Origin of the sequence: Palleronia sediminis (assembly GCF_004358695.1) — a bacterium.
GTDB lineage: Bacteria > Pseudomonadota > Alphaproteobacteria > Rhodobacterales > Rhodobacteraceae > Palleronia > Palleronia sediminis.
In genome coordinates this window covers 53334-77069 of the sequence record NZ_SNAA01000005.1, presented here as the reverse complement: position 1 = coordinate 77069, position 23736 = coordinate 53334, and the positions used below count along the sequence as shown (strand labels likewise).

Sequence of the window (23736 nt, the reverse complement as noted above, 5' to 3'; positions counted from 1 at the left end):
ACGCGCCTCATGGAACTGCCCCCCTATGCCACGCTCGGCCAGAAGATCTGGCACTACACGTTCTACGTGATCTGCGGCCTGATCTTTTTCTTCCTGATCGCGCCGATCCTCACGATCATCCCGCTGAGCTTCAACGCCGAGAACTTCTTTACCTTCACGCCGGGGATGCTGGCCTTCGAAGCCGAGGCCTATTCGCTCAAGCATTACGAGGATTTCTTTACCAACCCCTCGTGGCAGCAGGCGCTCAGGAACTCGGTCCAGATCGCGCCGGTGGCGACGCTGATCTCGGTCGCGCTGGGGACGCTGGCCGCCGTGGGGCTGAGCCAGCCGCATGTGCCCGCGCGGCGCGCGATCATGGCGATCCTGATCTCGCCGATGATCGTGCCGCTCATCATCTCGGCGGCGGGGATGTATTTCTTCTACAGCCGGATCGGGTTGCAGGGCACCTATCTGGGTGTCGTGCTGGCCCATGCCGCGCTGGGCATTCCCTTTGTCATCATCACGGTGACGGCGACGCTGGTGGGGTTCGACAACTCGCTCACGCGGGCCTCGGCCAACCTCGGCGCCGGGCCGGTGCGGACGTTCTTCAAGGTGCAGATGCCGTTGATCCTGCCCGGTGTCGTGTCGGGGGGGCTGTTCGCCTTCATCACCTCCTTCGACGAGGTGGTGGTGGTGCTCTTCGTCGGCTCGGCCGGGCAAAAGACGCTGCCCTGGCAGATGTTCATCGGGCTGCGCGAACAGATCTCGCCCACCATCCTCGCCGTGGCCACGATCCTCGTCGTGATCTCGATCGCGCTCCTGACCACGGTCGAGCTGTTACGCCGCCGGTCCGAGCGGTTGCGCGGCCTGTCGCCGAGCTAGGCGCGGCTCAGGGCAGGATCAGCAGCCAGACCCAGACGCTGAAGATGCTGACGCCGGTGGCGATCAGCACGCCCGAGGCCGCGCTGCGCTGCGCGCGTTCGTAGATATTGGCAAAGATATAGGCGTTCATCCCCGGCGCCATGGCGGCGGTCACGACCGCGCCGCGCAGCGCCCCGACCTCGAGCCCGAGCGCGATGCCCAGCCCGTAGGCGATGGCGGGGTGGATCACGAGCGACGCCGTGCAGATCAGCGCCACGATCCGCAGATCGCCCTCGGGCCGATAGCGGTAGAGCACGCCGCCCAGCGCAAACAGCGCGGCGGGCAGGGCGGCGCGGATCACCATGTCGAGCGCATCGCCCGCGATGGACGGGATCGCCAGCCCGCTGAGGTTGAACGCGAATCCCAGCGCGATCCCGATCACCAGCGCGTTGTGCAGCATGGCCCCCGCGATCTTGGCCGGCACGCGCGACAGGGGCGTGCCGCGGGCGCGCACAAGCTCCATCGCGGTGACGCCCAGCGCGTAGCCAAAGGGCGAATGCACCGCGATGATGGCGAAGTTGAAGCCAAGCGACTCGGCCCCGAAGGCGCGTTCGGATATCGGCAGACCCAGCAGGACGGTGTTCGAGAAAAGCCCGGCAAAGCCGATCACGACCGCGTCCTCCCACGGGCGACCCAGCGCGCGCGCGCCCGCGAGCCCGATGACGAAACCCGCCACCGCGCCGGCGTAAAAGCTGATGAGCAGCGGCCAGGAGAACCCTTGCCCGAGGTCGAGCGTGGCGATGGCGCGAAACAGCAGGCAGGGGATCGCGACGCTTTGCGAGAACTTCATCAGCCCGCCCACGGCATTGTCGTCGAGAAGCCCCCTCCACACCGCCAGCCACCCCGCGCCGATCACAAGGAACACGGGCAGGATGACGTCGAGAAGGGCGCTCATGCCGGGGTGTCTGGGGGCGCGGGCAGGGTTAGAACCATCCCGTCGAAGGCAGGCGCCACATGGTCGGGCGTCTCGGCCGCGACGGTCGCGTAGTCGAGATCGTTGTGCATGTTGGTCAGGACCGCGCGGCGGGGCGCGGCGCGCGCGATCCACTCGAGCGTCTGCGCCAGGTGCGAATGCGACGGGTGGGGGCGGCGCCGCAGCGCGTCCACCACCCAGATATCGAGCCCGTCGACCGCGTCCCAGGCGGCCTCGGTCATGCGACCCACATCGGGCAGGTAGGCAAGCCCGCCGACCCGGAACCCCAGCGCGTCGATGGAGCCGTGGCCCACGCTGAACGGGTCGAGCCGGATCTCGCCCCCCGCGCCGGTCACGCGCACCGGGCCGTCGATGCGGTTCATCGACAGGATCGGCGGGTAATCCGAGCCGGGCGGCGTCTCGAAGGCATAGTCGAACCGATGCAGCAGGGCGCGCGCCGTGGCCTCGTCGGCCCAGACGGGCAGGATGCGGCGCATCGCGATGACGATCATGCGCAGATCGTCGAGCCCGTGACAGTGATCGGCATGGGAATGGGTGAACACCACGGCATCGAGTTCGCCGACCCCCGCCGAAAGCAGTTGCTCGCGCAGGTCGGGCGAGGCGTCGATCAGCACGCGGGTGATGCCGCCATCGGGGGCGATGCGCTCGACCAGCATCGAGCAGCGCCGCCGGCGGTTGCGCGCATCCGACGGGTCGCACGCCCCCCAGTCGCCGCCGATCCGGGGCACGCCGCCCGACGATCCGCAGCCCAGTATGGTAAAGCGCAGACCCGTCACGCGGCGGCCCGCCCACGCGCGGCGCGGGTAAAGAGGCGGTCGAAATTGGCCTCGGTCGCGGCGGCGAACTCGTCGAAGCTGAGCCCGAAGGTCTCGGCCCCGACGCGGGCGGTATGGGCCGTGTAGGCCGGTTCGTTGCGCTTGCCGCGATGGGGCGGGGGGGCGAGATAGGGGCTGTCGGTCTCGACGAGGATGCGGTCGAGCGGCGCCGCGGCAAAGATCTCGCGCAGTTCGGTCGAGCGGGGAAAGGCCGCGATGCCCGACATCGACAGGTAGAACCCCAGGTCGAGCGCCCGCCGCGCCAGGTCGGCCCCCGACGAGAAACAGTGCATCACGCAGGAAAACGCCCCGCGCGCGTGTTCGTCCTCGAGGATCGCGGCCATGTCGTCATCGGCCGCGCGCGCATGGATGATGAGCGGCAGCCCGGTCTCGCGCGCGACGCCGATATGCAGGCGCAGGCTCTCGATCTGGAGCGCGCGCGTCTCGGCGGTGTAGTGGTAATCGAGCCCGGTCTCGCCGATGCCCACGAATTTGGGGTGATCGGTCAGCGCCAGCAGCGCCTCGCGGGTGGGGACGGGTTCCTCGGCCAGGTGCAGCGGATGCGCGCCCGCCGCCCAGAACACCGGCTCGTGCGCCTCGGCGATGGCGCGCACGCGGTCGGCCTGGGCCAGCCGGGTGCAGATCGTGACCATGCGCGTCACGCCGGCCGCGGCCGCGCGCGCGACGATCGCGTCGCGTTCCCCGTCGAAATCGGGAAAGTCGAGATGGCAATGGCTGTCGGTGAGTGTCGTCATGTCTCAGCGCCCGAGAACGGCGCGGCCCGTCTCGTTTATCCTGACGCCGGTATCTAGGACCAGTTGGGAGGGGTCAAGGTTGACCGCCCGGCCATGCGACAGCCGCGCCGATACCTCCTGTTCGAGCGCGGCCCAGGCGCGGGCGGCGGCGGGGCCGGGGCTGAGCCGCGCAAGAAGCGCCATCTCGTCCGGCGCGGCGGGGGCGGCGGGCGGCAGACCGGCCCCCATCCGCGCGAGCCGCGCGAGAAACAGCACCACGACGCGGCAGAACACGTCCATGCGGCCCTGTCCCGCCGCGCCCCCCATGCGGCCGGCAAGCGCCACCAGCCCCGCCCGGTCGAGCCGCGGCGTGTCGGCGAAGAGCCCCGTGAGCGCGGCATAGAGCGCCGGCCCGTCCTCTTGCAGCAGCCGCGCGGCCTCGCCCACCGAGCCCTGCGACAGCTCGGCCAGCGCGGCGGCATCGTCGCCCGGCGCAAGCCCCGCCTGCGCCAGCGCGCGGGCGAGGTCGTCGGCGTCGAGCGGCCCGCAATCGAGCCGCCGACAGCGCGAGCGGATGGTGGGCAGGAGCCGCGAGGGCGCGTGGCAGACCAGCAGGAACACGGTGCGGGCGGGCGGTTCCTCGAGCAGCTTGAGGATCGCGTTGGCCGCCTGAACCGTCATGTCGTCGGCGGCATCGACGATCACCGCCCGCCAACCGCCATCCGCCGCGGAAAGGGAGAGGAAATCCTTGAGCTTGCGCGCCACGTCCACGGTGATCTGGCGCCGCGGCGTGCCGGTGTCGGGGTTGCGCGTCGGGCGCATCAGGAACAGGCGCGGCTCGGACAGGGCGCGGCTGCGCGCGATCACGGGGTGATCGGGGGGCAGGGCGAGGCTGTCGGAGGCGTGGTCCGGCGGGGCGGCATCGGGCCGATACGCCACGACGTAGCGCGCGATGGCCCAGGCGAGCGTCGCCTTGCCCACCCCGCGCGGCCCCGAGATCAGCCAGGCATGGTGCATCCGCCCCCGCGCCATGGCCTGCGCCACCTCGGCCTCGGCGGCATCGTGTCCGATGAGGGTTTCGGTCATGCGCGGATGCGGCACGCCCTCGACCCGGTCGGGTTGATATTCGTCGTCGTCGCTCATCTGCTCGACCGGGGCGCCGGGCGGCGCCGTCCCTGGGTATTTGAGAAAGAGAAGACGAGGGCGCGGCGCGCGGGCAGGCGGGTCACGGCAGCGCCGCCATCACGTCGCGGGCCACATGCTCGGGCGGGCGGTTGCCGTCGATGACGCGGATCCGGTCGGGATGGCGCGCTGCGAGATCGAGAAACCCGGCCCGGAGCCGCGTCTGCAACCCGGCGCCGAAGCTCTCGAACCGTTCCTCGGACCCGGCGCGGCCGAGCGCGCGCGCGAGCCCCGCCGCGGGGTCCATGTCGATGAGGAAGGTGCGGTCGGGCTCGATCCCGATGACGGCCTCGTGCAGCGTCTCGACCAGCGCCGCATCGCCCCGCGCGACGCCCTGGTACATGCGCGTGCTGTCGGCGAAGCGGTCGCAGATCACCGTGGCGCCACGGTCGAGCGCGGGGCGGATCACCCGTTCGAGGTGGTCGCGCCGCGCGGCGGTGAAGAGCAGCAGCTCGGTCACGGGCGACCAGCGGTCGGGCGCGCCCTCGAGCACGAGGCGGCGGATTTCCTCGGCGCCCGGAGAGCCGCCCGGCTCGCGCGTCAGCACCACCTCGCCCGCGCCGCGCAGGGCCTCGGCCAGCATCCGGGCCTGCGTGGATTTGCCCGAGCCGTCGATCCCCTCGAAGCTGAGGAAGCGGCCCCGTGTCACTCGGCCGCGGGGGCGGCGTCGCCCTGTGCGGTTGCCTCGGGGGTGTCGGTTTCGGGCGCGGGGTCGGTCTGGGGCGCGGGCGCGGTCTCGGGGGCGTCCTCGCCGAAGGCGGCGGTCACGGCGCGGGCCATGAGATCGTTGGCCGCGACCTTCATCCGGGGGACGAACCCGCCCTTGTCCACCGCATTGGCCGCGATCAGCGGGATCTCGGCATCGGGCATCCCGTCGATCGAGACGACGAGCGTGCCGAGTTCCTGCCCCGCCTCGACGGGCGCGCGGACCGGGTCGGTAAAACGCGCCGCGGCCTTGAGATCGTCCTGATCCAGCGCGGGCACCAGCAGCGTGGCATCGCGCCCCGCGACCAGCGGAACGCTCGGCGCGGCCCCCATGAACACGTCGGCGGTGACGACGGTCTGGCCCTCGGCCACGACTTGTTTCTCGACGAACTGGCGGAAGGCCCAGTTCACCACGCGCTCGGCCTCGTCGGCGCGGGCGCGTTCGCTGTCGAGCCCGGTGATGACGAAGACGATGCGCCGGTCGCCCTGCGCGGCGGACCCGACCAGCCCGTAACCCGCCTCGGCGGTATGGCCGGTCTTGAGCCCGTCGGCCCCGATCCCCAGGCCCAGGAGCGGGTTGCGGTTGAACCGGTTCTGCGGCGCGCGATTGTCGAAGGCGAATTCCTTTTGCGCGAAATAGCCGTAATAGTCGGGAAACTCCTCGACCAGCCGGGCGGCGAGGATGCCGAGATCGTGCATCGACATGCGGTGATCGGGCGCGGGCCAGCCGCTGGAATTGGCGAAGGTGGATTCGTTCATCCCCAGGTCGCGCGCGCGCTCGGTCATCTGGCGGGCAAAGGCCTCTTCGGAGCCGGCGAGCCCCTCGGCCACGACGACGCAGGCATCGTTGCCCGACATCACGATGATGCCCTGGATCAGCTCTTCGACGGTGGGGCGGTCGGTCTCGTCGAGAAACATCGTCGAGCCGCCCATCGCCTTGGCCCGCGACGACACGCCGAACCGCGTGTCCATGTCTACGCGCCCGTCGCGCAGGGCCTCGAACAGCATGTTCAGCGTCATCAGCTTGGACATGGAGGCGGGCGGCAGCGGCCGTTCGGCGTCCTTGGACAGCAGCACGGTATCGGTCTTGAGGTCATAGACCCAGGCCGCCTCGGCATTGGTGTCGAAGGCGAGCGCGGGCAGGGCGACACAGATCGCGGCCAGCGCGGCGGCAAGGCGTTTCAGAACCATTCGATCGTCCCTTTGACTGACGGATGTCTCAGGGCCGCATCCATATCAGCCCGATACGAAATACGCATCCGCGAAACCGAGCGCCTTCACTTTCGCGAGAACCGCGTTGCGATCGGCGGCGGTGGCGGCAGGCCCCACGATGACGCGGTAGAACACCTTGTTCTGGCTTTCCTGCGTCTCGACCCGCGGCACGACGCCCGCGCCGCGCAGCGCGGTGGCGGTGTTCTGGGCGTTCTGCTCGACCGAGAAGATCCCGATCTGCACATAGGGGCGGTCGAGCGACGAGGCCGGCGCGGGGGCCGGCGCGGGGGCGGCCTCGGGCGTTTCGAGGCTTGCGGTGGTCACGGGCGCCTCGGGGGCGAGCGTGTCGGCGGCGGGCACGGGGGCGGGGGCCTCGGCCTCGGCCTCCTTGCGGCGCAGCGCGGTGACGTTGAGCAGCGCCGGCGCGCCCGCGAGCATCCCCAGCGCATCGGCCGCGTCCGAGCTGACCTGGAGGCTGGGGCCGGGATTGTCGCGTTCGCGGCGGAACAGCGCCCCGATGACGAACTTGTCGTTGTCGGAGTTGCGGATGATGACACGCTCGGGCTCGTCGACCGAAGGGTGCGCCACCCACACCCCGCCGAGCGAGGGGCGCCCGTCCCACAGGCCGCGTTCGGTCACCTGGAATATCTCGGGCGCCTCGACGTCGCGCTCGACCAGCCGCGCGCCGATCTCGGTCGGGGCGGCATCCTCGCCATCCTGCCCCAGCCGGTCCTGCAACCCGGCAAGCGGGCCGGTCTGGCAGCCCGAAAGCGCCAGCGCGGCGCCGAGGGCGAGACCGGTTGCGGAGATGAAGCGACTATCCATGACTGCCCCCACGGGTCGGGGGCGCGCATACCGCCCCGTTGCCTGCCGATTTTCCTGCCGATACCGCTTTGCCGCGGCTTGCGGCGCATCATACAGCCCCGAGACGTGTCTGGAAAGCCGTTTGACCCCGCCGCCCGCATCCGGCCCCTTCCCAAACGCCCCCGCCCGCGCTAATCCCGCCCGGCCCGTGGAGGTTTGGCAGAGTGGTCGATTGCGGCGGTCTTGAAAACCGTTGGGCGCGAAAGCGTCCCCAGGGTTCGAATCCCTGAGCCTCCGCCATATTCAGGTACTGAATCCGTCCAAGGGCCCCGATTGGGGCCTTTTTTCCTTTTTGTTTCAAAGAGCTTCGACTGGATAATACGCCGCTTGAGCCGATCCGTCGAACGAGATGGGAACCGCAGGCATCTACATGATCCGCGACGGTGAGGTGCACCGGCCGATCGAAGTTTCGCCAGATGCGAATGGCCTGGCGTTCTTACCGGATGAGCAAGCGTCATACGTCAACAATTCCGACGGCAAGCAGATCGCGCCTATGATGTGGATACCGATGGGACCCCCTTTGACGAACGGCTCTTCTTTGATCTCAGTGCGGATGACGGCGTGAGTATCACCGATGGTATGAAGGTGGATGTAGAGGGCAATGTCTCGGCAAGCGGCACGGGGTGATGTCTATGCGATTCCTGTCGCCGTATCAGGTCTTCCTTGACGGGTTTTATCTAAGTCTGCATGAACGGACGCCGTCATGGATCGCGATGGACCTGACCGTAGCATTGCGTCGATCCTCGTGATCCGGATCCTTGCCGAACATTCGCATTCTACAGAAAGGCAAGGAGGTTCGACGCATGCTCGATCAGGGGGCCTTTGCGGTGACCGGGCTTGTCGGCACGCAACCATGAGGGCGGTGGCTCGACGCGACGGCTGGTCGTGGGCTGGGGGCGGGTTGGAACGTAGCGGCTTTCGACGGGCCGCCGACTCCGGCGACACATTGCGGGCGTGAACGCCTATGAGGCCGGAACTGGGGATGCGGGCGCGGGTTGAGAGGCGACATTCGGATGACGAGGACCCCGTCCATGCGCAGCATCAAGATGAGTACGGCCCTGATCGCGAGCCTTTCGCTGATCGTGCCCCACGGGGCGATGGCCCAGCAGTCCGCCGAGACCTGCGGCGACGGCAGCGAGCCTCCGTGCGAGGTGGCGCCCGAGACGGCGCCCGAACAGACCGGCGAGGTGGACACCGGGGGTCAAGCCGATCTGCCGGCCGAGCCCGAGGTGACGCCCGAAACCCCACCCGCGGATGATGCGCTTGCCGGGGACGCGGCGGCGTCGGAGGCCGAAGCTGTACCTGAACCAGAGGCGGAACCGGCGCCGGAACCCGAGGTGGAGGCGACACCGGAACCTGAGGTAGAGGCGACCCCGGAAACCGAGGCGGAGGAACCGACGCCGCAGATAGAGATGACCCCCGAAACCGAGGCGGAGGCGGCTCCCGAAGCGGAGGTGACGCCGGACACGGAGGCAGAAGCGGTGCCGGAGGCGGCGCCCGCTGAAGAAGCGGCGCCTGCGCCCGAGGCCGAGCTTCCGACCGACGAAGTGCCAAGCGAGCCCGAGCTTCCGACCGACGAGGCGTCAGGCGAGCCGGAGGCGACGGAAGAGGCACCGGAGGTCGATGCTCCTGCGGTCGCGGACGATCCGACGCCGGAGACCCCCATGGCCGGAGACGACGCGGCGGAGGGCGATCCCGGCGAAACCCCGCTCGAGACGACCGACGAGGCGCCCGCGGAGGGGGACGAGGCGCCCGCGGAGGAGACCGCGATCGAGGATGGAACGGCAGCCCCCGAGACGCCGGCCGAACCTACGGCAATGCCGGAGGAAGAAGCCGTAATCGAACGCCCGACAGAGGCGCCTTCGGCGGGTGCGGCCGAAGCGGCGACCGGCGCGGCGCCGAGTGCGGCGGCAGCGGCCGCGGACAGCGAAACGGACTCCGGCGCGACAGTATCCGAGGAGGTCGTGACCGAGGAGGCCGCGCGCTCGTCCGACGAGGAGTTCGAGAGCCAGCTCGACGCCACCCCGCGACCCGACGCGGCGGGTGCCGAGGCCGATACCGGCGCGGAGGCGGCCCCGGCCGCGCAGCCCCTTGCAGACGATGACGATGGCGGCCTGAGTGACCTCGAGAAGGCTCTTCTCGTAGGGGCGGGCGGGCTCGTGGTAGGGGCGCTGCTGCGTGGCAATCGCACGGTCGTCGCCAGTTCCGACGACCGCCTCGTGGTCGAGCGCAACGGCGAGTATCAGGTCATCAAGGACGACAACGCCCTCTTGCGCCAGCCGGGCGCGGAAGTGCGGACCGAGACCTTTGATGATGGTTCGACCCGCACCATCGTCACCCGCGAGGACGGCAGCCAGATCGTGACCATCCGCGACGCCGATCTGCGCGTGATCCGGCGCGCACGCATCACTCCGGACGGCGAGCGCATCCTGCTTTTCGACGATACCGCCGGCGCCGAGGCGGTGGACGTGAGCAGGCTTCCGACGCCGCAATACCGGGTGATCGACGCGCCCGGCGACGAGGACGCGCTGGCGCGCGCGCTTGCAGCCGAGGCTGGCGTCGACCGACGGTTCACCCTGGCGCAGGTGCGTCAGATCCCGCAGGTGCGCGATCTCGCGCCGGCGGTCGATCTCGACTCGATCACCTTCGATACCGGCTCGTCGGCGATCGACCCCGATCAGGCGCAGGAACTTGCGTCGCTCGGCCGGACCATCGCACGCACCATCGAGCGGAATCCGCGCGAGGTGTTCCTCGTCGAGGGCCACACCGATGCCGTGGGCAGCGAGGCGATGAACCTCGCCCTTTCAGACCGGCGGGCAGAATCGGTGGCGCTGGCGCTGACGGAGTATTTCGACGTTCCGCCCGAGAACCTCGTCGTTCAGGGCTATGGCGAACGCTTCCTGAAGGTGCCGACCGAAGCCGCCGAAAGGCGCAACCGCCGCGCGACGCTCCGGCGCATCACGCCGCTCCTCCAGCAGGCGGCGGCACAGTAACACGCGCGCCCGCGACAGTCAGACGACGGCGGGGGTGGTTCTTGGCGCCACCGCTCGCGCCTGTCTGACGGTCGGGGTCAGTCTGGTCGAGTTACGTAGAGGGCGGATCAAGGCGATTCCCCGCCCATCAGGCGCGGACCGATAAAAGCCGGCCGATCTGGCGGTTCCTCGCGCTGCGGTGGGGCATATTCGTGTGTCCTGGAATCGAGGAGTCACGCGGGCCTGAGGCTGCCGGTCGAGGCCGCGCCCGAAACCGAGAAAGCCTAATTCGATGACCTATCCCGATCCTTCCGGCGTCCACCATGTCGCCTTGCAGGGCACTGGCCTTATCGGCGCCGGCCGGGCGGCTTACCACGGCCCGCGGCACGCGTGAGATTGCCCGAAGGGAACGCGAAAACAGTACGGCGCGCTATGACGCGTGAGGCGGACCGCTGTTTCAGGTCAGAAGGTCTGGCTATCCGATCGGTGGGCAAAACCCGAAAGGCTGCGCCGATCGGGTTTTGCCCATTGGTTTCGCCCCCCCCTCAACGCCGCGCCAGTTTGCCGAATTCGCTGTCGAGCAGGGCGCGCAGCTTTTTCGAGGCTCCGCGCAGGGCGGCGTCGACGGTGGCGTCGTTATGGGTGACGGTCTGGGGTTGCATGCCTTCGGGGCGGGACTCGAGGGTGCAGCGGATGTCGTCGGCGCCGCCCTTTGCCGCGTTCTCGTCGCCGAGATGCACCTCGACGCGCGACAGGCGGTCGGTGAGGTGGCCCAGCGCCGAGGTGACGATGGTCTCGGCCACTTCGGCCAGGCGCTCGTCGCCCTGGATATGGGCGTCGGTGTTCAGTTGAAACTGCATCTCGGATCTCCTGTGGGGGCCGCCCGGCCGGGGCGGGGCGTCGTCATGAGCTTCAAATATGGGCTCGGGGGCCCGCGATGAAGTCATGCGCGGCCGGATCGGGCGGATTTCGGCGCGAGACCGGGCCTTGAGCCGATCCGCGCCGGTCGGGGGGCGGGTAGTGCCGGTTGAAGCGCCCCCTCGCGCGGGGGGCGCCCGGGCGTGTCAGATCAGATTGCGGGGGATCGTTTCGGACCACTCGCGGCGGCGCAGCTCGGTGCCGTTCTCGAGCACGCGGAGCCAGCCCTCGATGATGAACCGATCCTCGGTCGAGCGCATCTCGATCCGGCTTTCGGTGCGGATCCGCCAGCCGTCGCGGCCGGTGTCGTAGCTCTGGATCACGGCGGCGCGGGCCGATAGCGGGTCGTCGTCGCGAATCCGCAGCTCGCGCCGCAGCGAATGGGCGATCTCGGTGCCGATCTCGTCGAACCGCAGCACGCCTTCGCCGAACACGCCGCCCACGCCGTCGGTGACGTAAAGCGTCTCGCCCGTCAGGTGATCCTGCGAGGATATGCGCGCCACCGATCCGGGGTCGAGTTGGGTCATGGGCGTCATCGGGCCGTGTTCGGGGTCGGGATAGGCCATCGCATGCGTGTCGCCCCCGGCGCGGACGGGCAGCGACAGCCGGGCCTCGGCCAGATCGAGGCTCAGCGTCGCGGCATGGGGGGCAGGCCAGACGATGGGCCAATAGGCGGTCCCGATCGAGACGCGGATGCGATGGCCGGGCGCAAAACGGTGCCCGCAGGTATGCAGGTCGACCCGGACGCGGACCGGCTTGCCCGGCTCGAGCGGGCGCGGCGCCTCGTGCCCGCCCTGATGCGTCAGGTTCAGCACCTGGTAGCTGACGCGCAGCACCTCGCCCGAGGGCAGGACATCGCTCAGCCGGACGGCGATCTGGGCCACCGGCGCGTCCGGGGTCAGGGTCAGATCGAGATAGGGCCGCCCGAGGATCTCGACGGCCTCGTCCAGAACGGCGCTGTCGAAATTGAGCGATCCGCCATCGTCGAGCCGCTGGTCGGTCGGCATCTCGCCCGGAACGCCCGCGGCCATCCATTCGCCCGAGGCCTTGCCGTGGCTCTGGGGCGAGCGGACCTGCCGCGTGCCCCGGCCCGGCGTGTCGGAAAGCCCGGCATCGGACAGGCACAGGGTCAGCGGTTCGCGGTCGCGGGGCGGCCATTCGCGCTCGCCCACCCAGCGGCCCGGCTGATGGGGCCGGCTGCCCGTGGGGGGGCAGGCCTCGTTGATATAGGCGCGAAGCTGCGGCTCCTCCATCACGCCGGTATCGATCCCCTTGAGCCAGTGGTCCCACCAGCGCACGGCCTCTTGCAGCCAGCCGATGGCCGGGCCGGGCGCGCCGTCATGCGGATAGACATGGCCCCAGGGTCCGATCACGCCGCGGCAGGGCACCGACAGGTTTTCCAGCAGGCGCGGCACCGCGTTCGTGTAGCTGTCGGCCCAGCCGCCGAAGGCCAGCACCGGGCAGGCGATGGCGGCATAGTCCTGCCGCACCGAGCCGTGTTTCCAGTAGGCGTCATAGCTCTGATGCGCGGCCCAGATCGCGGGGAAAAAGGGCAGGGCGTCGATGCGGGCCAGCCAGTCCTCGCGCCACGTCTCGCCCGCGATCTCGGGGTCGAGGGGGCGGGACTGGTAGGCCATCATGATCGCGCCCCACCACAGGTTGTCGTTGAGCAGGCAGCCGCCCATGAAATGGATGTCGTCGCTGAACCTGTCGTCGGTGAAATAGACCGGGATCACCGCCTTGAGTTCGGGCGGGCGGCGGGCGGCGACCTGGAGGCAGTTGAACCCGCCCCAGCTTTTCCCCATCATCCCGATATTACCGCTGCACCAATCCTGCGCCGCGATCCAGGCCAGCACCTCGAGCGCATCGTCCTGTTCCTGCTCGAGGTATTCGTCGGCCATGTGCCCGTCGGACTCGCCCGACCCGCGCATGTCGACCCGCACCGAGGCATAGCCCGCCTGCGCGAAATAGCCGTGAATCGGCTCGTCGCGGGCGCGGGTGCCGTCGCGCTTGCGATAGGGGATGTATTCCAGCACCGCCGGAACCGGTGCGTCGCGCGCCCCTTCGGGGAGCCAGATCCGCGCACCCAGGCGGCAGCCGTCCGACAGGGTGATCCAGACGTGTTCAAGAACCTCGATGCCCATGGCACAGCCCTCAGGTTTGGTTGGAATGTGGGGTTCAGCCCGGATGGGCGAGGCCGCGGCGGGCCTGCACCTCGTCGAGCCAGCCGACCCGCAGCTCGGGGACCGAGCCGGCCAGCAGCCGGGTGTAATCCTCGCGCGGGGCCTCGAAGACCTGTTCGGTCGGGCCTTCCTCGACGACGCGGCCGAACTGCATGACCATGGTGCGATCCGCCAGCCGGCGCACCACCGACAGGTCATGCGTGATGAACAGGTAGGTGACGCCCAGCCGGTCCTGCAATTCGCGCAGGATGCGCAGGATGCCCTCGGCCACCAGCGGGTCGAGCGCCGATGTCACCTCGTCGCAGATCAGCAGGTCGGGCTTGGCGACCAGAGCGCGGGCGATGCAGACACGCTGTTTCTGCCCGCCCGACAGCGCGCCCGGCAGCCGGTTGGCCAGCTCGGGGGCGAGGTCGATGAGATCGAGCATCCGCTCGACCTCGCGGCGGCGCTCAGCCCCGCGGGTTCCGAAGAACCGCGTCATCGGGCGGCCGATGGCCTCGGCCACGGTCTGGTTGGGGTTCAGCGCCACGTCGGGAAGCTGGTAGATCAACTGGATGCGCCGAAGCTCGTCCTTGCTGCGGCGGCGGTAATCGTCGGGCAGGGCGGTGCCGTTGAACTCGACCGTGCCGGCGCGCTGCGGCAAGAGCCCCGCCAGAACGCGCGCGAGGGTGGATTTGCCCGACCCGGATTCGCCCACGACGGCCAGCGTCTCGCCCCGGCGCAGGGTGAGCGACACGTCATGCAGCACCGGCTCGGCGCCGTAGCCCGCGGTGATCCCGTCCATGCGCAACAGCATGTCCGAGGCCGCGTGATCGACGCCCGCCGACATCAGCGACTTGTGCCGTTCAGAGACCAGCTTGCGGGTGTAGTCCTGGACCGGCGCCTCGAGGATCTGGACGGTGGGGCCCGTCTCGACCTCGCGCCCGTGCTGGAGCACCATCAGCCGATCGGCGATCTGCGCGATCACCGCGAGGTCATGCGTGATATAGAGCGCGGCGGTGCCCTCGCTGCGGATGAGCGCGCGCAAGAGGGCCAGAACCTCGATCTGGGTGGTGACGTCGAGCGCGGTGGTCGGCTCGTCCAGAACGAGGATATCGGGCTTGCAGGCCATCGCCATGGCGACCATGGCGCGCTGCAACTGGCCGCCCGAGACCTGGTGCGGATAGCGGCTGCCGAAACTCTCGGGATCGGGAAGCTGGAGCTTGGTGAACAGGTGCTGCATCCACGCGCGGGCCTCGGCGCGCGACATGACACCGTGCATCAGCGGCGCCTCGACGATCTGCTCGCCCAGCGTCAGCGCCGGGTTGAAGGCGGCGGCCGCGCTTTGCGCGACATAGGCGATCCGCACGGCCCTGAGCCGCTCGCGCGTGCGGCGGGTGGACTGCACGAGATCGGTGCCCAGCAGGTCGACGGTGCCGCCGGTGATGGCGCAGCCCCCGCGGCCATAACCCATGCCAGCCAGCCCGATGGTCGATTTGCCGGCCCCCGACTCTCCGATCAGGCCGAGGATCTCGCCCTTGGCGAGGTCGAGCGACACGCCGTCGACGATCACCGTCCCGTCGGGGGCCGACACCTCGAGATCGCGGATCGATAGGATGGGGCCGGTGGCCTCTGCGGTATCGGTCATCGGTTTGCCTGCCTGTTGGGTTGTCCCGCCAGCAGCCAGTCCACCACGAGGTTGACCCCGATGGTCAAAAGCGCGATGGCGCCCGCCGGCCAGAGCGGCGTGTAGAGCCCGTAGAGGATGCCCTGCTGGTTGTCGCGCACCATGCCGCCCCAATCGGCGAAGGGCGGCTGGATGCCGAGCCCGAGATAGGACAGCCCCGCCACGAAGAGGAAGCTGAAGCAGAAGCGCAGCCCGAACTCGGCCAGCAGCGGGCCGCTGACATTGGGCAGGATCTCGCGCCGGATCATCCAGCCCAGACCCTCGCCGCGCAGCCGCGCGACCTCGGCGTATTCCATGACGTTGATGCCCTGCGCCAGCACCCGCGACAGGCGGAACACGCGCGTCGAATCGAGCACGGCGATGGTCACGATCAGGACCGGGATGGACGAGCCCAGCGCCTGCAACACCACGAGCGCCGAGATCAGCACCGGCACGCTCATCAGCGTGTCGACGCCGCGCGACAGGATCACGTCGGTCCAGCCGCTGCGGATCGCGGCGAAAAAGCCCAGCGGGATGCCGATGGAGAACGACAGCAGCACCGCCGCCAGTGAAACTCCGATGGAGATCTGCGCGCCGTAGAGCATCCGGCTGAGCAGGTCGCGCCCGTTCTGGTCGAGCCCCAGCGGATGCTCGGCCGAGGGATCGGCGAAAGGCACGCCCACCGTCGCCTCGAGCCCGTAGGGCGCAAGCCACGGCGCAAAGACAAAGACAAAGGCGAAGGCCCCGATAATGATGAGGCCGATCCAGGCGGTCAGGGTCGGTCGTCGCATGTTACGCCCCCGTCTCGCGCGGGTGACGCAGGCGCGGGTTGGCGGCGATGGCGCCGATATCGGCGACCATGTTCAGCAGCACATAGACCGCGCCGAATACCATGGCGGCCGCCTGCACCATCGGCAGGTCGCGTTTCGACACGGCATCGACCATGAACCGCCCCAGCCCGTTATAGTTGAACACCACCTCGACCAGAACGACCCCGGTGATGAGATAGGCGACGTTGAAGGCAACCACGTTGATGACGGGCGCGACCGCGTTGGGCGCGGCATGGCGCAGCACCACGCGCCCGGTGCGCAGCCCCTTGAGCCAGGCGGTCTCGATATAGGGCGCGTCCATCACCGACAGCACGGCCGTGCGCGTCATGCGCATGATCTGCGCCGCGGTCACGAGCAGCAGCACCAGCATCGGCAGCGTCGTGGCCTCGATCCAGGCCCAGAACCCCATGCCGGGATAGACATTGGCGAGGCTCGGCAACAGGTTCCACTTGACCGAAAAGAACAGGATGAGCAGCAGCCCGAGGAAATACTCGGGCAGCGACACCATCGCCAGCGCCCCGATATTCGACACCCGGTCGAACACGCTGCCGCGCAGCATCGCGGTCAGCACGCCGAGCGCGGTGGCCAGCGGCACGCCGATCGCCGCCGCATAGGCCGCGAGCGCCATCGTGTTGCCGAAACGCGGCCACAGCAGCTCGGACACGGGCTGGCGGTTGGTCAGCGACATGCCCAGATCGCCCTGCACGAAGCCGCCCAGCCAATCGAAATAACGCCAGATCGCCGGCTCGTTCAGGCCCAGCTCGCGGCGGATCGCCTCGAGCGCGCCGGGGGTCGCGTTCTGGCCGAGGATCGAGGCCGCCACGTCGCCGGGCAAGAGTTGGGTGCCAGCAAAGACCAGCACCGATACGAGCCAGAGCGTGACGATCCCCTGCGCCAGCCGTGCGAGGATCAGTCTCCACATCAGCCGTCGAGCCAGACTTTTTCCGCCATGCGCGCGCCCATCAGGTTGAACATCGGATGCGGCGTCACGCCCTGCACCTCGTTCGAGACGCCGTCGAGGTAATCCCCGAAGATCGGGATCATCGCGCCGCCGTCGACATGGATCATTTCCTGAAGCGTCCAGTAGATCTCGCGCCGGCGGTTTTCATCCAGGATGGCGCGGGCCTCGATCAGCAGCGCGTCGAAATCCTTGCGATACCAATGCGTGTCGTTCTGCGCCGAGGTCGACTGGTAGGCGATGGTCAGCATCTGGTCCGCGGTCGGACGGCCGCCCCAATAGGACATGGCAAAGGGTTTCTTCATCCAGACGTTGTCCCAGTAGCCATCGGTCGGCTGGCGATCCACGGTCACGTCGATCCCCGCGGCCGCGGCCGAGGTGCGGTAGATCGCGGCGGCATCGACGGCGCCGGCAAAAGCCGCGTCCGACGAGGACAGCGTGACCGGCAGCGCGTCGAGCCCGGCCTCGCGCAGGTGGAACTTCGCCCGGTCGGGATCGAAGGTCCGCTGCGCGAGCTCGGTGTTGTGGAAGCGGTCCGTGACCGGGATCGGGTGGTCGTTGCCGATCCGCCCGTAGCCCAGCAGCGCGGTATCGAGAAGCTGCTGGCGGTCGATGGCGTATTTCACCGCCAGGCGCACGTTGTTGTCGGTAAAGGGCGCCTGCGTGCAATCCATGAGGAAGGTGAAATGCTGGCCGCTTTGCGATTGCACGATCTGGAGGTTGGGCTCGCGGCGCAGCAGGTCGACGGTCTTGAAATCGAGGCTGTTGATCGCGTGGACCTGCCCCGACATCAGCGCATTGGTGCGCGCGGCGATATCGTTGATGACGATCACCTCGACCGCGTCGACATTGGCGCAGCCGGGCTTCCAGTAATCCTCGTTGCGCGCGAAGCGCGAGCGGACGCCGGGCTCGTAGCTTTCAAAGACGAAGGGGCCGGTGCCGACCGGGCGCGACCAGTCGGTGAACCCGTCGGGCACGACGAGGAAGTGATAGTCCGACAGCACGTAGGGCAGGTCGGCATTGCCGCTTTCGAGCGTGATGCGCACCTGGCTGTCCGACAGTTTCTCGACCGTCTTGAACGCCTCGGCGATGGAACGCGCGCTCGACGTGGTGTCGCCGCGATGCAGGTTCAGCGAATAGACCACATCGTCGGCGGTCAGGGTCTTGCCGTTGTGAAAGGTCACGCCCTGACGGACGTTGAAGACCCAGTCATCGGCACCTTCGGCGGCCTCCCAGCTTTCGAAGAGTTCGGGCACCGCGCGGTTGTCGGCGTCGATCTCGACCAGCCCGTTCATCAGCATGTAGGCTTGGTTGACAGGCACCCAGTCCTGCAGCTTGCGCACGTCCACGTCGTCGGTGGTCGAGCCGCCGCCGATCCCCATGACCAGAACCCCGCCGCGCACCGGCGTCGTCTGCGCGGCAAGCGGGAGGCCGGAAAGACCGACGAGTCCCGCTCCGGCCATACCGGCCATGAGTTGACGACGATTGAGATTGAACGCATTGGGCATAGGTCGATTCCTCGATAGGGCACCCCGGTGTCCGGGGCGCGGTCGATCCGCAAGAAGGGCCTGTCGTGATTTCGACGACCCTAAAACCCCCGTAGCCGCGGGGCAAATGCTGTCTTTGCATCGAGTCATGCCAAAAGGTCATGCAGTGACGGCGGTCGCCCCGTCGCTGTCGAGCAGCCATTGGCCCACGCGCCGGGTGATCTGGCGCTGGTTGCGGTATTCCGACAGGGTCAGGTAATACCGTCCTCCGGCCCGGAAATGCCGCGGATCGGCCAGCACGAGCCGCCCCGAGGCAAGGTCGTCCTGCAACAGCCACACCCATCCCATCGCGACCCCGAGACCGCGCGCCGCCGCGTCGATGCACAGGCAGTAATTGCCGAGCTTCCAGCGCATCGTGGGCTCGGGCAGCTCCAGCCCGGTCATGCCGAGCCAGTTGCTCCAGTCCGTCCAGCCGCTCAAAGCCCGCTCCATCGTCAGCAGGAGCGGCGCCTCCTGCTCGGACAGGGGCGGCAGCGAGGGCGCCATCACGGGCACCGTATCCTCGTGCCCCAACTGCCCCAGCGTGTCGAGATCGGGGGGCGTGTCGTGGAACGAGATGGCGAGATCGTATTCGTCCGAGCGCAGCAGGGTGAAACTCTCGTAGATGCGCAGCTCGATCTCGAGATCGGGAAAGGCCGCGCGCAGGGCCGGCAGGCGGGGCAGCACCCACAGCTCGCCCACCCCCTGCGTGCAGGCCAGCGTGACGCTGTCGCGGCCGAGCCAGGTCTGGTTCGCCCCGCCGAGCTGGTTGAGCGCGGCCACGACGCGCGAGATCTCGCGGGAATAGCGCTCGCCCGCCTCGGTCAGGTCGACCCCGACCGTGTCGCGAACGAACAGCGCCGTGCCGACATGGGTTTCGAGCTTGGCGATCTGACGGCTGACGGCGCTTTGCGTCACGCCCAGCACCTGCGCCGCCCGTGAAAAGCTGCGATGGCGCAGCACCACTTCGAAGGCCACGAGCGATTTGATCGAGGGCAGGCGGTGCAGCGGGTCCAACGCGGGGCTCCTCTGTGACGGGGCGGGCCCCCGGCGGCTCAGCCGGTGGCGACGCTGCGCACGACCCAGTCGGCGATCTCGGGCAGGATCACGTTCAGGGCCGACTGGAACGCGGGCACGACCGCGCGGGCGACATCGTCGGCGGCGGCCGCGCGCTGGTCGAAGGCGCGCGAGGCGATCACGCTCTGGTCGCGGTCGCGCAGCAGGGTGACGTTGACCGATACCGCGACCTCGAACCCTTGGCCCACCGTCTCGACCTGGAAGGCGTCGATGCGCGTCAGAACCGCGATATCGGGCACCGGCCCGCCTTCGCCCGGCCCGACATAGCCCACGCGCCCGGTCCCCGCGATCGACCGGACCAGCAGCGATTGCATCACCGCCGGCAGCTCGTCCGGCCAGCGGCTTTCGGGCAGGTAGGCGATGCTGAGCGGGTCGGGCTTGATGACGATGCGGTCGCTTTCGATGGAGGCCGGCGCCAGCGGCCGCGCCACGAGGATCGTGCGCGACGACCGCGGCCCCGAGCGCGACCCCGGCACCGGGATCGGATCGAAGGTGTCGAGCGGCGTCGCGGCGTTGTTCAGCGACGACACCGCGCTGCACCCCGCAAGGGCGGCGACCGCGCCGAGCAGGGCCGTGCGTCGGGTCAGGGGGGTCAGATGCGTCATGTCACCTCCGGTATTCGGGAACGCGGTCGTCGAGCAGGAACCGCGCCGGGTCCTGCCTGATCCGCCGCACGAGTTGTTCGAGCGATTGCACCAGCGTCCGTGCCTCGGCGCTGAGGCCGGTCAGTTCGTTCAGCCCGCTGCCGGTAAAGCTGCGGATGCCGGGCGCGGCGTCGCCGACCACGCCCTGAACCTGCGCGACCACGCCATCGGCGCGCGCGATGAGCCCCTGCAGGTCGGCCGTGACCTGCGGCAGGTCCTCGGCGATCCCTTCGGCGGCGTCGCGCACCCGGTCCGAGGCGGCGCGCAGATCGCCCAGCAGCGGCGCGAAATCGGTCGAGAGCGCATCGGTCGCCGCGCCGAAGGTCCGGTCGGCCGATTGCAGCGTGGTCTCGGCCGCGGCCAGCGCCCCGTCGAGCCCGTCGAGCGTTCCCTGCGCGCGGTCGAAAAGCGCGGTCGCCGAGACCAGCGCGGCCTGCGCGTCCTCGGCCAGCGGATCGAGCCGCCCGGTGGCCGAGGTCACGTCATCCGCCACGCGGTCGACCGCCTCGGACGCGCGCGCGACCGCGCCGCGGATATCGGCCACGACGGCGGGCACGTCGGTCTCGACGATCCCCTCGACCGTGGCGAGCGTGGCCTGGAAATCGGCCAGCACGTCGCGGGCCTCGGATACCAGCAGCGCGCCGTCGCCATCCACCAACAGGTCGAAACTGTCCGACGCCTCGGTGACGGCGGCAAAGGCGGTCTCGGCCTCGGAAAGCGTCCCCTCGAGCTGCGCGAGCCGCGCGTTCAGCAGGTCCGCTGTCTGCCCGAACCCGTCGATGGCGCTGCCCGTCCGGCCCGAGATATCGGCCACCGCGGCATCCAGCGCGGCGGCCGTCTCGCGGATCTGCGCGAGGATGGCGGGCACCTCGTCCTGCATCAGCGCCTCGGTCTGTGCGAATGCCGCGGCGGCGCTGTCGATGGCGTCTCGCGAGCCCGTCAGCGTCGTCTCGGCGGCGTCGAAGGCGCGGGTGGCCGCGGCAAGCGCCGTGTCGGCCCCCGACAGCGTCGTCTGCGCCGCGCCCCCGAACTCGTCGAGCCGGTCGGCGAACCCGCCGATCTGCGTGGTCGCATCGGCCACGGTGCCGGTGATGTCCGAGAAATCGGAAAGCGCGCGGTCGAGCCCGCCCGAGGCGGTATCGAGATTGCGCAGGATGCTCGTCACATAGGCCTGGTTCTCGGGCCCCGCGATGCGCTGGAACTCGGCCAGCAGGTCGGTCGCCTGCGCGAGCAGGTCGGGTGCCGTGTCGACCAGTTGTTGCAGGGTCGAGGGGCGCGAGGCGATGATCGGCACCTCGCCCTCGTCGGCGGTCAGGGGCGGGGCCTCGCGGCGCGAATTGGACAGCGAGATATACGAGACGCCGGTGACGCCCGACGAGCTGAGCTGCGCCACCGTGTCCTCGCGCACCGGGGTCGCGGCATCGACCTCGATCCGCACGAAGATCCTGGAGGGGTCTTCGTCGTAGATATCGAGTTCGAGCACCTGGCCCACGTCGATGCCGTTGAACTGCACGTCGCCCGAGGAATCGAGCCCCGACACGTCGTCGAAGAGTATCCCGTAATAGGCGTATTCCCGGTCGAGCTGGACATTGGCGAGCCAGATCATGAAGCCCAGCGCGCCGAGGATCCCCGCGAGGGTAAAGGCGCCGATCAGGACGAAATTCGCGCGCGTTTCCATCAATCGCCCTCCGACGCAGTCCCGGCCAACGCGGCGCGGGCGCGGGGTCCGTGAAAGTACTCGTGAACCCAGGGGTGGTCCACCTTGAGCATCTCGTCCATCGTGCCCACCGCCAGCACCTTTTTCTCGGCCAGCACCGCCACCCGGTCGCAGATCGCGTGAAGCGAGTCGAGATCGTGCGTGACCATGAACACCGTCAGCCCCAGCGCCGTCTGCAACTGGCCGATCAGCGTGTCGAAGGCCGCGGCCCCGATGGGGTCGAGCCCGGCGGTCGGCTCGTCCAGGAACACGATCTCGGGGTCGAGCGCGATGGCGCGCGCGAACCCCGCCCGCTTGCGCATCCCCCCCGACAGGTCCGACGGATACTTGCCCTGCGCGTTGTCGGGCAGCCCGACCATCCGCACCTTGATCCCCGCCAGCGTCTCGCGCAGGTCGTCGGGCAGGTCGAGCTGCTCGCGCATGGGCGCCTCGACGTTCTGGCGCACGGTCAGCGACGAGAACAGCGCGCCGTCCTGGAACATCACGCCCCACCGGCGGCGCAACGCGCGGTATTCCTCGTCCGAAGTGTCGCGCACGCTTTCGCCGAACACCTCGATCCGCCCGGCATCGGGTTTCAGCAGGCCGACGATCTGGTGCAGCAGGACCGATTTCCCGGTGCCCGATCCGCCGACGATGCCGATGATCTCGCCGCGGCGCACGTCGAGATCGACGCCGTCATGCACGGTGTGGTTGCCAAAGCTCTTGACCAGCCCGCGCACCCGGATGATCGGCCGATCGGCATCGTCCTCCATCAGACACCCACCAATGCGAAAAAGATCGAGAACAGCGCATCGACCACGATGACCATGAAGATCGCCACCACGACCGAGGTCGAGGTCAGGCGGCCCAGCGACTCGGCGTTTCCGCCGACCTTCAACCCCTCGTAGCAGCCGATCACCCCGATGATGAGGGCGAAGAACGGGGCCTTGATGATGCCCACGCCGAATTGCCACAGGTCGATATTGGCCACCAGCCGCGACTGGAACACCACCGGGGACACGCCGAGCTCGATCCAGGACATGACCGCGCCGCCCACCAGCCCCGCGACATCGGCGATGAAGCCCAGCAGCGGCAGCGTCAGGAACAGCGCCAGCACGCGCGGCACCACGAGGATCTGCACCGGGTCGAGCCCCAGCGTGCGCATGGCCGACACCTCTTCGCGCATCTTCATCGACCCGATGGCGGCGGTGAAGGCCGAGCCCGAGCGCCCCGCGACGATGATCGCGGTCAGCAGGATGCCCAGCTCGCGCAGCACGGCGATGGCGATGAGGTCGACGACGAAGACCTCGGCCCCGAACTGCCTGAGCTGCGCCGAGCCCTGGAAGGCCAGCACCACGCCAATGAGGAAGGCCATCAGCGTGACGATGGGGATGGCGTTCCACCCCACCTCCTGCATGTGGTGGACGAGAGAGGTCAGCCGCAGCCGCCGCGGCCGCAGCACCAGCCCCGCCAGCGCGGCGACGACCTGTCCCAGAAACGCCGTCATCTCGACCGCGACCAGCCCGACGCCATAGGTCGCCCGGCCCAGCCGCGCGATCCGGTCGGTGAGCGACGCGCGCGGCTCGGGTGCGGGGGTCGCGCGGGGCATGTTCTCGCGCACGGTGTCGAGCAGGGTGGCCTGCGAGTCGCTCGCGCCCTCGATCGGGGCGGGCGCGTCGCCGCCCGACAGGCGCGCGGCAAGGTCGAGGACGAACCACGCGCCGGCGGTGTCCATCCGCTCGACCCGCGACAGGTCGACCGCCTGCACGTCAGCGCCGGGCGCCGGCGCATGGGACACCAGGTCCGCCACCGTTCCGATCAGCAGATCGCCCGAAAGCTCGACGCGGCCCCCGGCGGTCGCGATGACGGGGGCGATCCGGTCCGGGCGCTGCGCCGTCATGGCCGCGCGCCGGGCCGGGCGGTCACGGCCCGCATCTGTCG

At 69.3% G+C, this 23736-nt stretch carries 20 protein-coding genes, 1 tRNA gene and 1 pseudogene; 4 read left to right on the top strand and 18 right to left on the bottom strand.

Features of this window, described 5'->3' with window-relative positions:
- Window positions 1–9: 9 nt before the first annotated feature.
- Window positions 10–861: pseudogene (locus tag E2L08_RS17225) on the top strand (ABC transporter permease); the annotation flags it as partial.
- A gap of 7 nt (window positions 862–868) precedes the next feature.
- Here E2L08_RS17225 and E2L08_RS06310 read toward each other — a convergent pair.
- From E2L08_RS06310 to E2L08_RS06280, 7 genes are all read right to left on the bottom strand, one after another.
- The gene (locus E2L08_RS06310) at window positions 869–1795 is read right to left on the bottom strand and encodes an AEC family transporter (protein ID WP_133396223.1); all 927 of its coding nucleotides are present in this window, start codon (window positions 1793–1795) and stop codon (window positions 869–871) included.
- Complete coding sequence (locus E2L08_RS06305) at window positions 1792–2610, bottom strand: MBL fold metallo-hydrolase (protein WP_133396222.1); 819 nt, start codon at window positions 2608–2610, stop codon at window positions 1792–1794. The genes E2L08_RS06310 and E2L08_RS06305 overlap by 4 nt, the downstream gene beginning before the upstream one ends.
- Window positions 2607–3404, bottom strand: a complete 798-nt coding sequence (locus E2L08_RS06300) for a TatD family hydrolase (RefSeq protein ID WP_133396221.1) — start codon at window positions 3402–3404, stop codon at window positions 2607–2609. Before E2L08_RS06300 ends, E2L08_RS06305 begins: the two co-directional genes overlap by 4 nt.
- 3 nt (window positions 3405–3407) lie before the next feature.
- The gene (locus E2L08_RS06295) at window positions 3408–4526 is read right to left on the bottom strand and encodes a DNA polymerase III subunit delta' (protein WP_133396220.1); all 1119 of its coding nucleotides are present in this window, start codon (window positions 4524–4526) and stop codon (window positions 3408–3410) included.
- 82 nt (window positions 4527–4608) lie between these two features.
- Window positions 4609–5214 (bottom strand): dTMP kinase, encoded by a 606-nt coding sequence (gene tmk, locus E2L08_RS06290; RefSeq protein WP_133396219.1) that lies wholly within the window; start codon window positions 5212–5214, stop codon window positions 4609–4611.
- Window positions 5211–6461: a D-alanyl-D-alanine carboxypeptidase family protein gene (locus E2L08_RS06285; RefSeq protein WP_133396218.1), complete on the bottom strand. Its 1251-nt coding sequence runs from the start codon at window positions 6459–6461 to the stop codon at window positions 5211–5213. Before E2L08_RS06285 ends, tmk begins: the two co-directional genes overlap by 4 nt.
- Window positions 6462–6506: 45 nt before the next feature.
- Window positions 6507–7307 (bottom strand): SPOR domain-containing protein, encoded by an 801-nt coding sequence (locus tag E2L08_RS06280; RefSeq protein ID WP_133396217.1) that lies wholly within the window; start codon window positions 7305–7307, stop codon window positions 6507–6509.
- A 189-nt stretch (window positions 7308–7496) separates the two neighbouring features.
- On the opposite strand from E2L08_RS06280, the gene E2L08_RS06275 reads away from it, so the two are divergent.
- The 3 genes from E2L08_RS06275 (at window position 7497) to E2L08_RS17370 (ending at window position 10339) form a co-directional block, all read left to right on the top strand.
- Window positions 7497–7586: transfer RNA gene (locus tag E2L08_RS06275), tRNA-Ser, on the top strand.
- A gap of 130 nt (window positions 7587–7716) precedes the next feature.
- Window positions 7717–7911 carry a hypothetical protein gene (locus E2L08_RS06270; protein WP_168771066.1) on the top strand — a complete coding sequence of 65 codons (195 nt, stop codon included), beginning with the start codon at window positions 7717–7719 and terminating at the stop codon, window positions 7909–7911.
- Window positions 7912–8377: 466 nt separating this feature from the next.
- Window positions 8378–10339 carry an OmpA family protein gene (locus E2L08_RS17370; protein WP_133396215.1) on the top strand — a complete coding sequence of 654 codons (1962 nt, stop codon included), beginning with the start codon at window positions 8378–8380 and terminating at the stop codon, window positions 10337–10339.
- Window positions 10340–10863: 524 nt separating this feature from the next.
- On the opposite strand, the gene E2L08_RS06260 is transcribed toward E2L08_RS17370, so the two are convergent.
- From E2L08_RS06260 to E2L08_RS06210, 11 genes are all read right to left on the bottom strand, one after another.
- Entirely contained in the window at window positions 10864–11178 is a 315-nt protein-coding gene (locus E2L08_RS06260; RefSeq protein WP_133396214.1) for an HPF/RaiA family ribosome-associated protein, read from the bottom strand.
- A gap of 204 nt (window positions 11179–11382) precedes the next feature.
- Complete coding sequence (locus E2L08_RS06255; RefSeq protein WP_133396213.1) at window positions 11383–13380, bottom strand: CocE/NonD family hydrolase; 1998 nt, start codon at window positions 13378–13380, stop codon at window positions 11383–11385.
- Between the two features lie 34 nt (window positions 13381–13414).
- A complete protein-coding gene (locus E2L08_RS06250) occupies window positions 13415–15046 on the bottom strand; it encodes an ABC transporter ATP-binding protein (RefSeq protein WP_133396212.1) in 1632 nt (543 codons plus the stop codon).
- On the bottom strand, window positions 15043–15855 hold the full coding sequence (locus E2L08_RS06245; protein WP_133396211.1) for an ABC transporter permease: 813 nt from the start codon (window positions 15853–15855) through the stop codon (window positions 15043–15045). The genes E2L08_RS06250 and E2L08_RS06245 overlap by 4 nt, the downstream gene beginning before the upstream one ends.
- A gap of 1 nt (window position 15856) precedes the next feature.
- Window positions 15857–16816 carry an ABC transporter permease gene (locus E2L08_RS06240; protein ID WP_133396210.1) on the bottom strand — a complete coding sequence of 320 codons (960 nt, stop codon included), beginning with the start codon at window positions 16814–16816 and terminating at the stop codon, window positions 15857–15859.
- Window positions 16816–18360 (bottom strand): ABC transporter substrate-binding protein, encoded by a 1545-nt coding sequence (locus E2L08_RS06235; RefSeq protein ID WP_133396209.1) that lies wholly within the window; start codon window positions 18358–18360, stop codon window positions 16816–16818. Before E2L08_RS06235 ends, E2L08_RS06240 begins: the two co-directional genes overlap by 1 nt.
- 138 nt (window positions 18361–18498) lie before the next feature.
- Complete coding sequence (locus E2L08_RS06230; RefSeq protein ID WP_240758133.1) at window positions 18499–19395, bottom strand: LysR family transcriptional regulator; 897 nt, start codon at window positions 19393–19395, stop codon at window positions 18499–18501.
- Between the two features lie 38 nt (window positions 19396–19433).
- Window positions 19434–20060, bottom strand: coding sequence for an ABC-type transport auxiliary lipoprotein family protein (locus E2L08_RS06225; protein WP_133396208.1), 627 nt, complete (start codon window positions 20058–20060; stop codon window positions 19434–19436).
- Window position 20061: 1 nt separating this feature from the next.
- The gene (locus E2L08_RS06220) at window positions 20062–21777 is read right to left on the bottom strand and encodes an MlaD family protein (RefSeq protein ID WP_133396207.1); all 1716 of its coding nucleotides are present in this window, start codon (window positions 21775–21777) and stop codon (window positions 20062–20064) included.
- Window positions 21777–22568, bottom strand: coding sequence for an ABC transporter ATP-binding protein (locus tag E2L08_RS06215; protein WP_133396206.1), 792 nt, complete (start codon window positions 22566–22568; stop codon window positions 21777–21779). Before E2L08_RS06215 ends, E2L08_RS06220 begins: the two co-directional genes overlap by 1 nt.
- Complete coding sequence (locus E2L08_RS06210; protein ID WP_133396205.1) at window positions 22568–23695, bottom strand: ABC transporter permease; 1128 nt, start codon at window positions 23693–23695, stop codon at window positions 22568–22570. The genes E2L08_RS06215 and E2L08_RS06210 overlap by 1 nt, the downstream gene beginning before the upstream one ends.
- Between the last annotated feature and the right edge of the window lie 41 nt (window positions 23696–23736).

Coding starts and splice junctions, on each gene's coding strand:
- E2L08_RS06310 (WP_133396223.1), bottom strand. CDS start 1,795: ATGAGCGCCCTTCTCGACGTCATCCTGCCCGTGTTCCTTGTGATCGGC.
- E2L08_RS06300 (WP_133396221.1), bottom strand. CDS start 3,404: ATGACGACACTCACCGACAGCCATTGCCATCTCGACTTTCCCGATTTC.
- E2L08_RS06295 (WP_133396220.1), bottom strand. CDS start 4,526: ATGAGCGACGACGACGAATATCAACCCGACCGGGTCGAGGGCGTGCCG.
- E2L08_RS06285 (WP_133396218.1), bottom strand. CDS start 6,461: ATGGTTCTGAAACGCCTTGCCGCCGCGCTGGCCGCGATCTGTGTCGCC.
- E2L08_RS06280 (WP_133396217.1), bottom strand. CDS start 7,307: ATGGATAGTCGCTTCATCTCCGCAACCGGTCTCGCCCTCGGCGCCGCG.
- E2L08_RS06270 (WP_168771066.1), top strand. CDS start 7,717: ATGATCCGCGACGGTGAGGTGCACCGGCCGATCGAAGTTTCGCCAGAT.
- E2L08_RS17370 (WP_133396215.1), top strand. CDS start 8,378: ATGCGCAGCATCAAGATGAGTACGGCCCTGATCGCGAGCCTTTCGCTG.
- E2L08_RS06260 (WP_133396214.1), bottom strand. CDS start 11,178: ATGCAGTTTCAACTGAACACCGACGCCCATATCCAGGGCGACGAGCGC.
- E2L08_RS06255 (WP_133396213.1), bottom strand. CDS start 13,380: ATGGGCATCGAGGTTCTTGAACACGTCTGGATCACCCTGTCGGACGGC.
- E2L08_RS06250 (WP_133396212.1), bottom strand. CDS start 15,046: ATGACCGATACCGCAGAGGCCACCGGCCCCATCCTATCGATCCGCGAT.
- E2L08_RS06245 (WP_133396211.1), bottom strand. CDS start 15,855: ATGCGACGACCGACCCTGACCGCCTGGATCGGCCTCATCATTATCGGG.
- E2L08_RS06240 (WP_133396210.1), bottom strand. CDS start 16,816: ATGTGGAGACTGATCCTCGCACGGCTGGCGCAGGGGATCGTCACGCTC.
- E2L08_RS06235 (WP_133396209.1), bottom strand. CDS start 18,360: ATGCCCAATGCGTTCAATCTCAATCGTCGTCAACTCATGGCCGGTATG.
- E2L08_RS06225 (WP_133396208.1), bottom strand. CDS start 20,060: ATGACGCATCTGACCCCCCTGACCCGACGCACGGCCCTGCTCGGCGCG.
- E2L08_RS06220 (WP_133396207.1), bottom strand. CDS start 21,777: ATGGAAACGCGCGCGAATTTCGTCCTGATCGGCGCCTTTACCCTCGCG.
- E2L08_RS06215 (WP_133396206.1), bottom strand. CDS start 22,568: ATGGAGGACGATGCCGATCGGCCGATCATCCGGGTGCGCGGGCTGGTC.
- E2L08_RS06210 (WP_133396205.1), bottom strand. CDS start 23,695: ATGACGGCGCAGCGCCCGGACCGGATCGCCCCCGTCATCGCGACCGCC.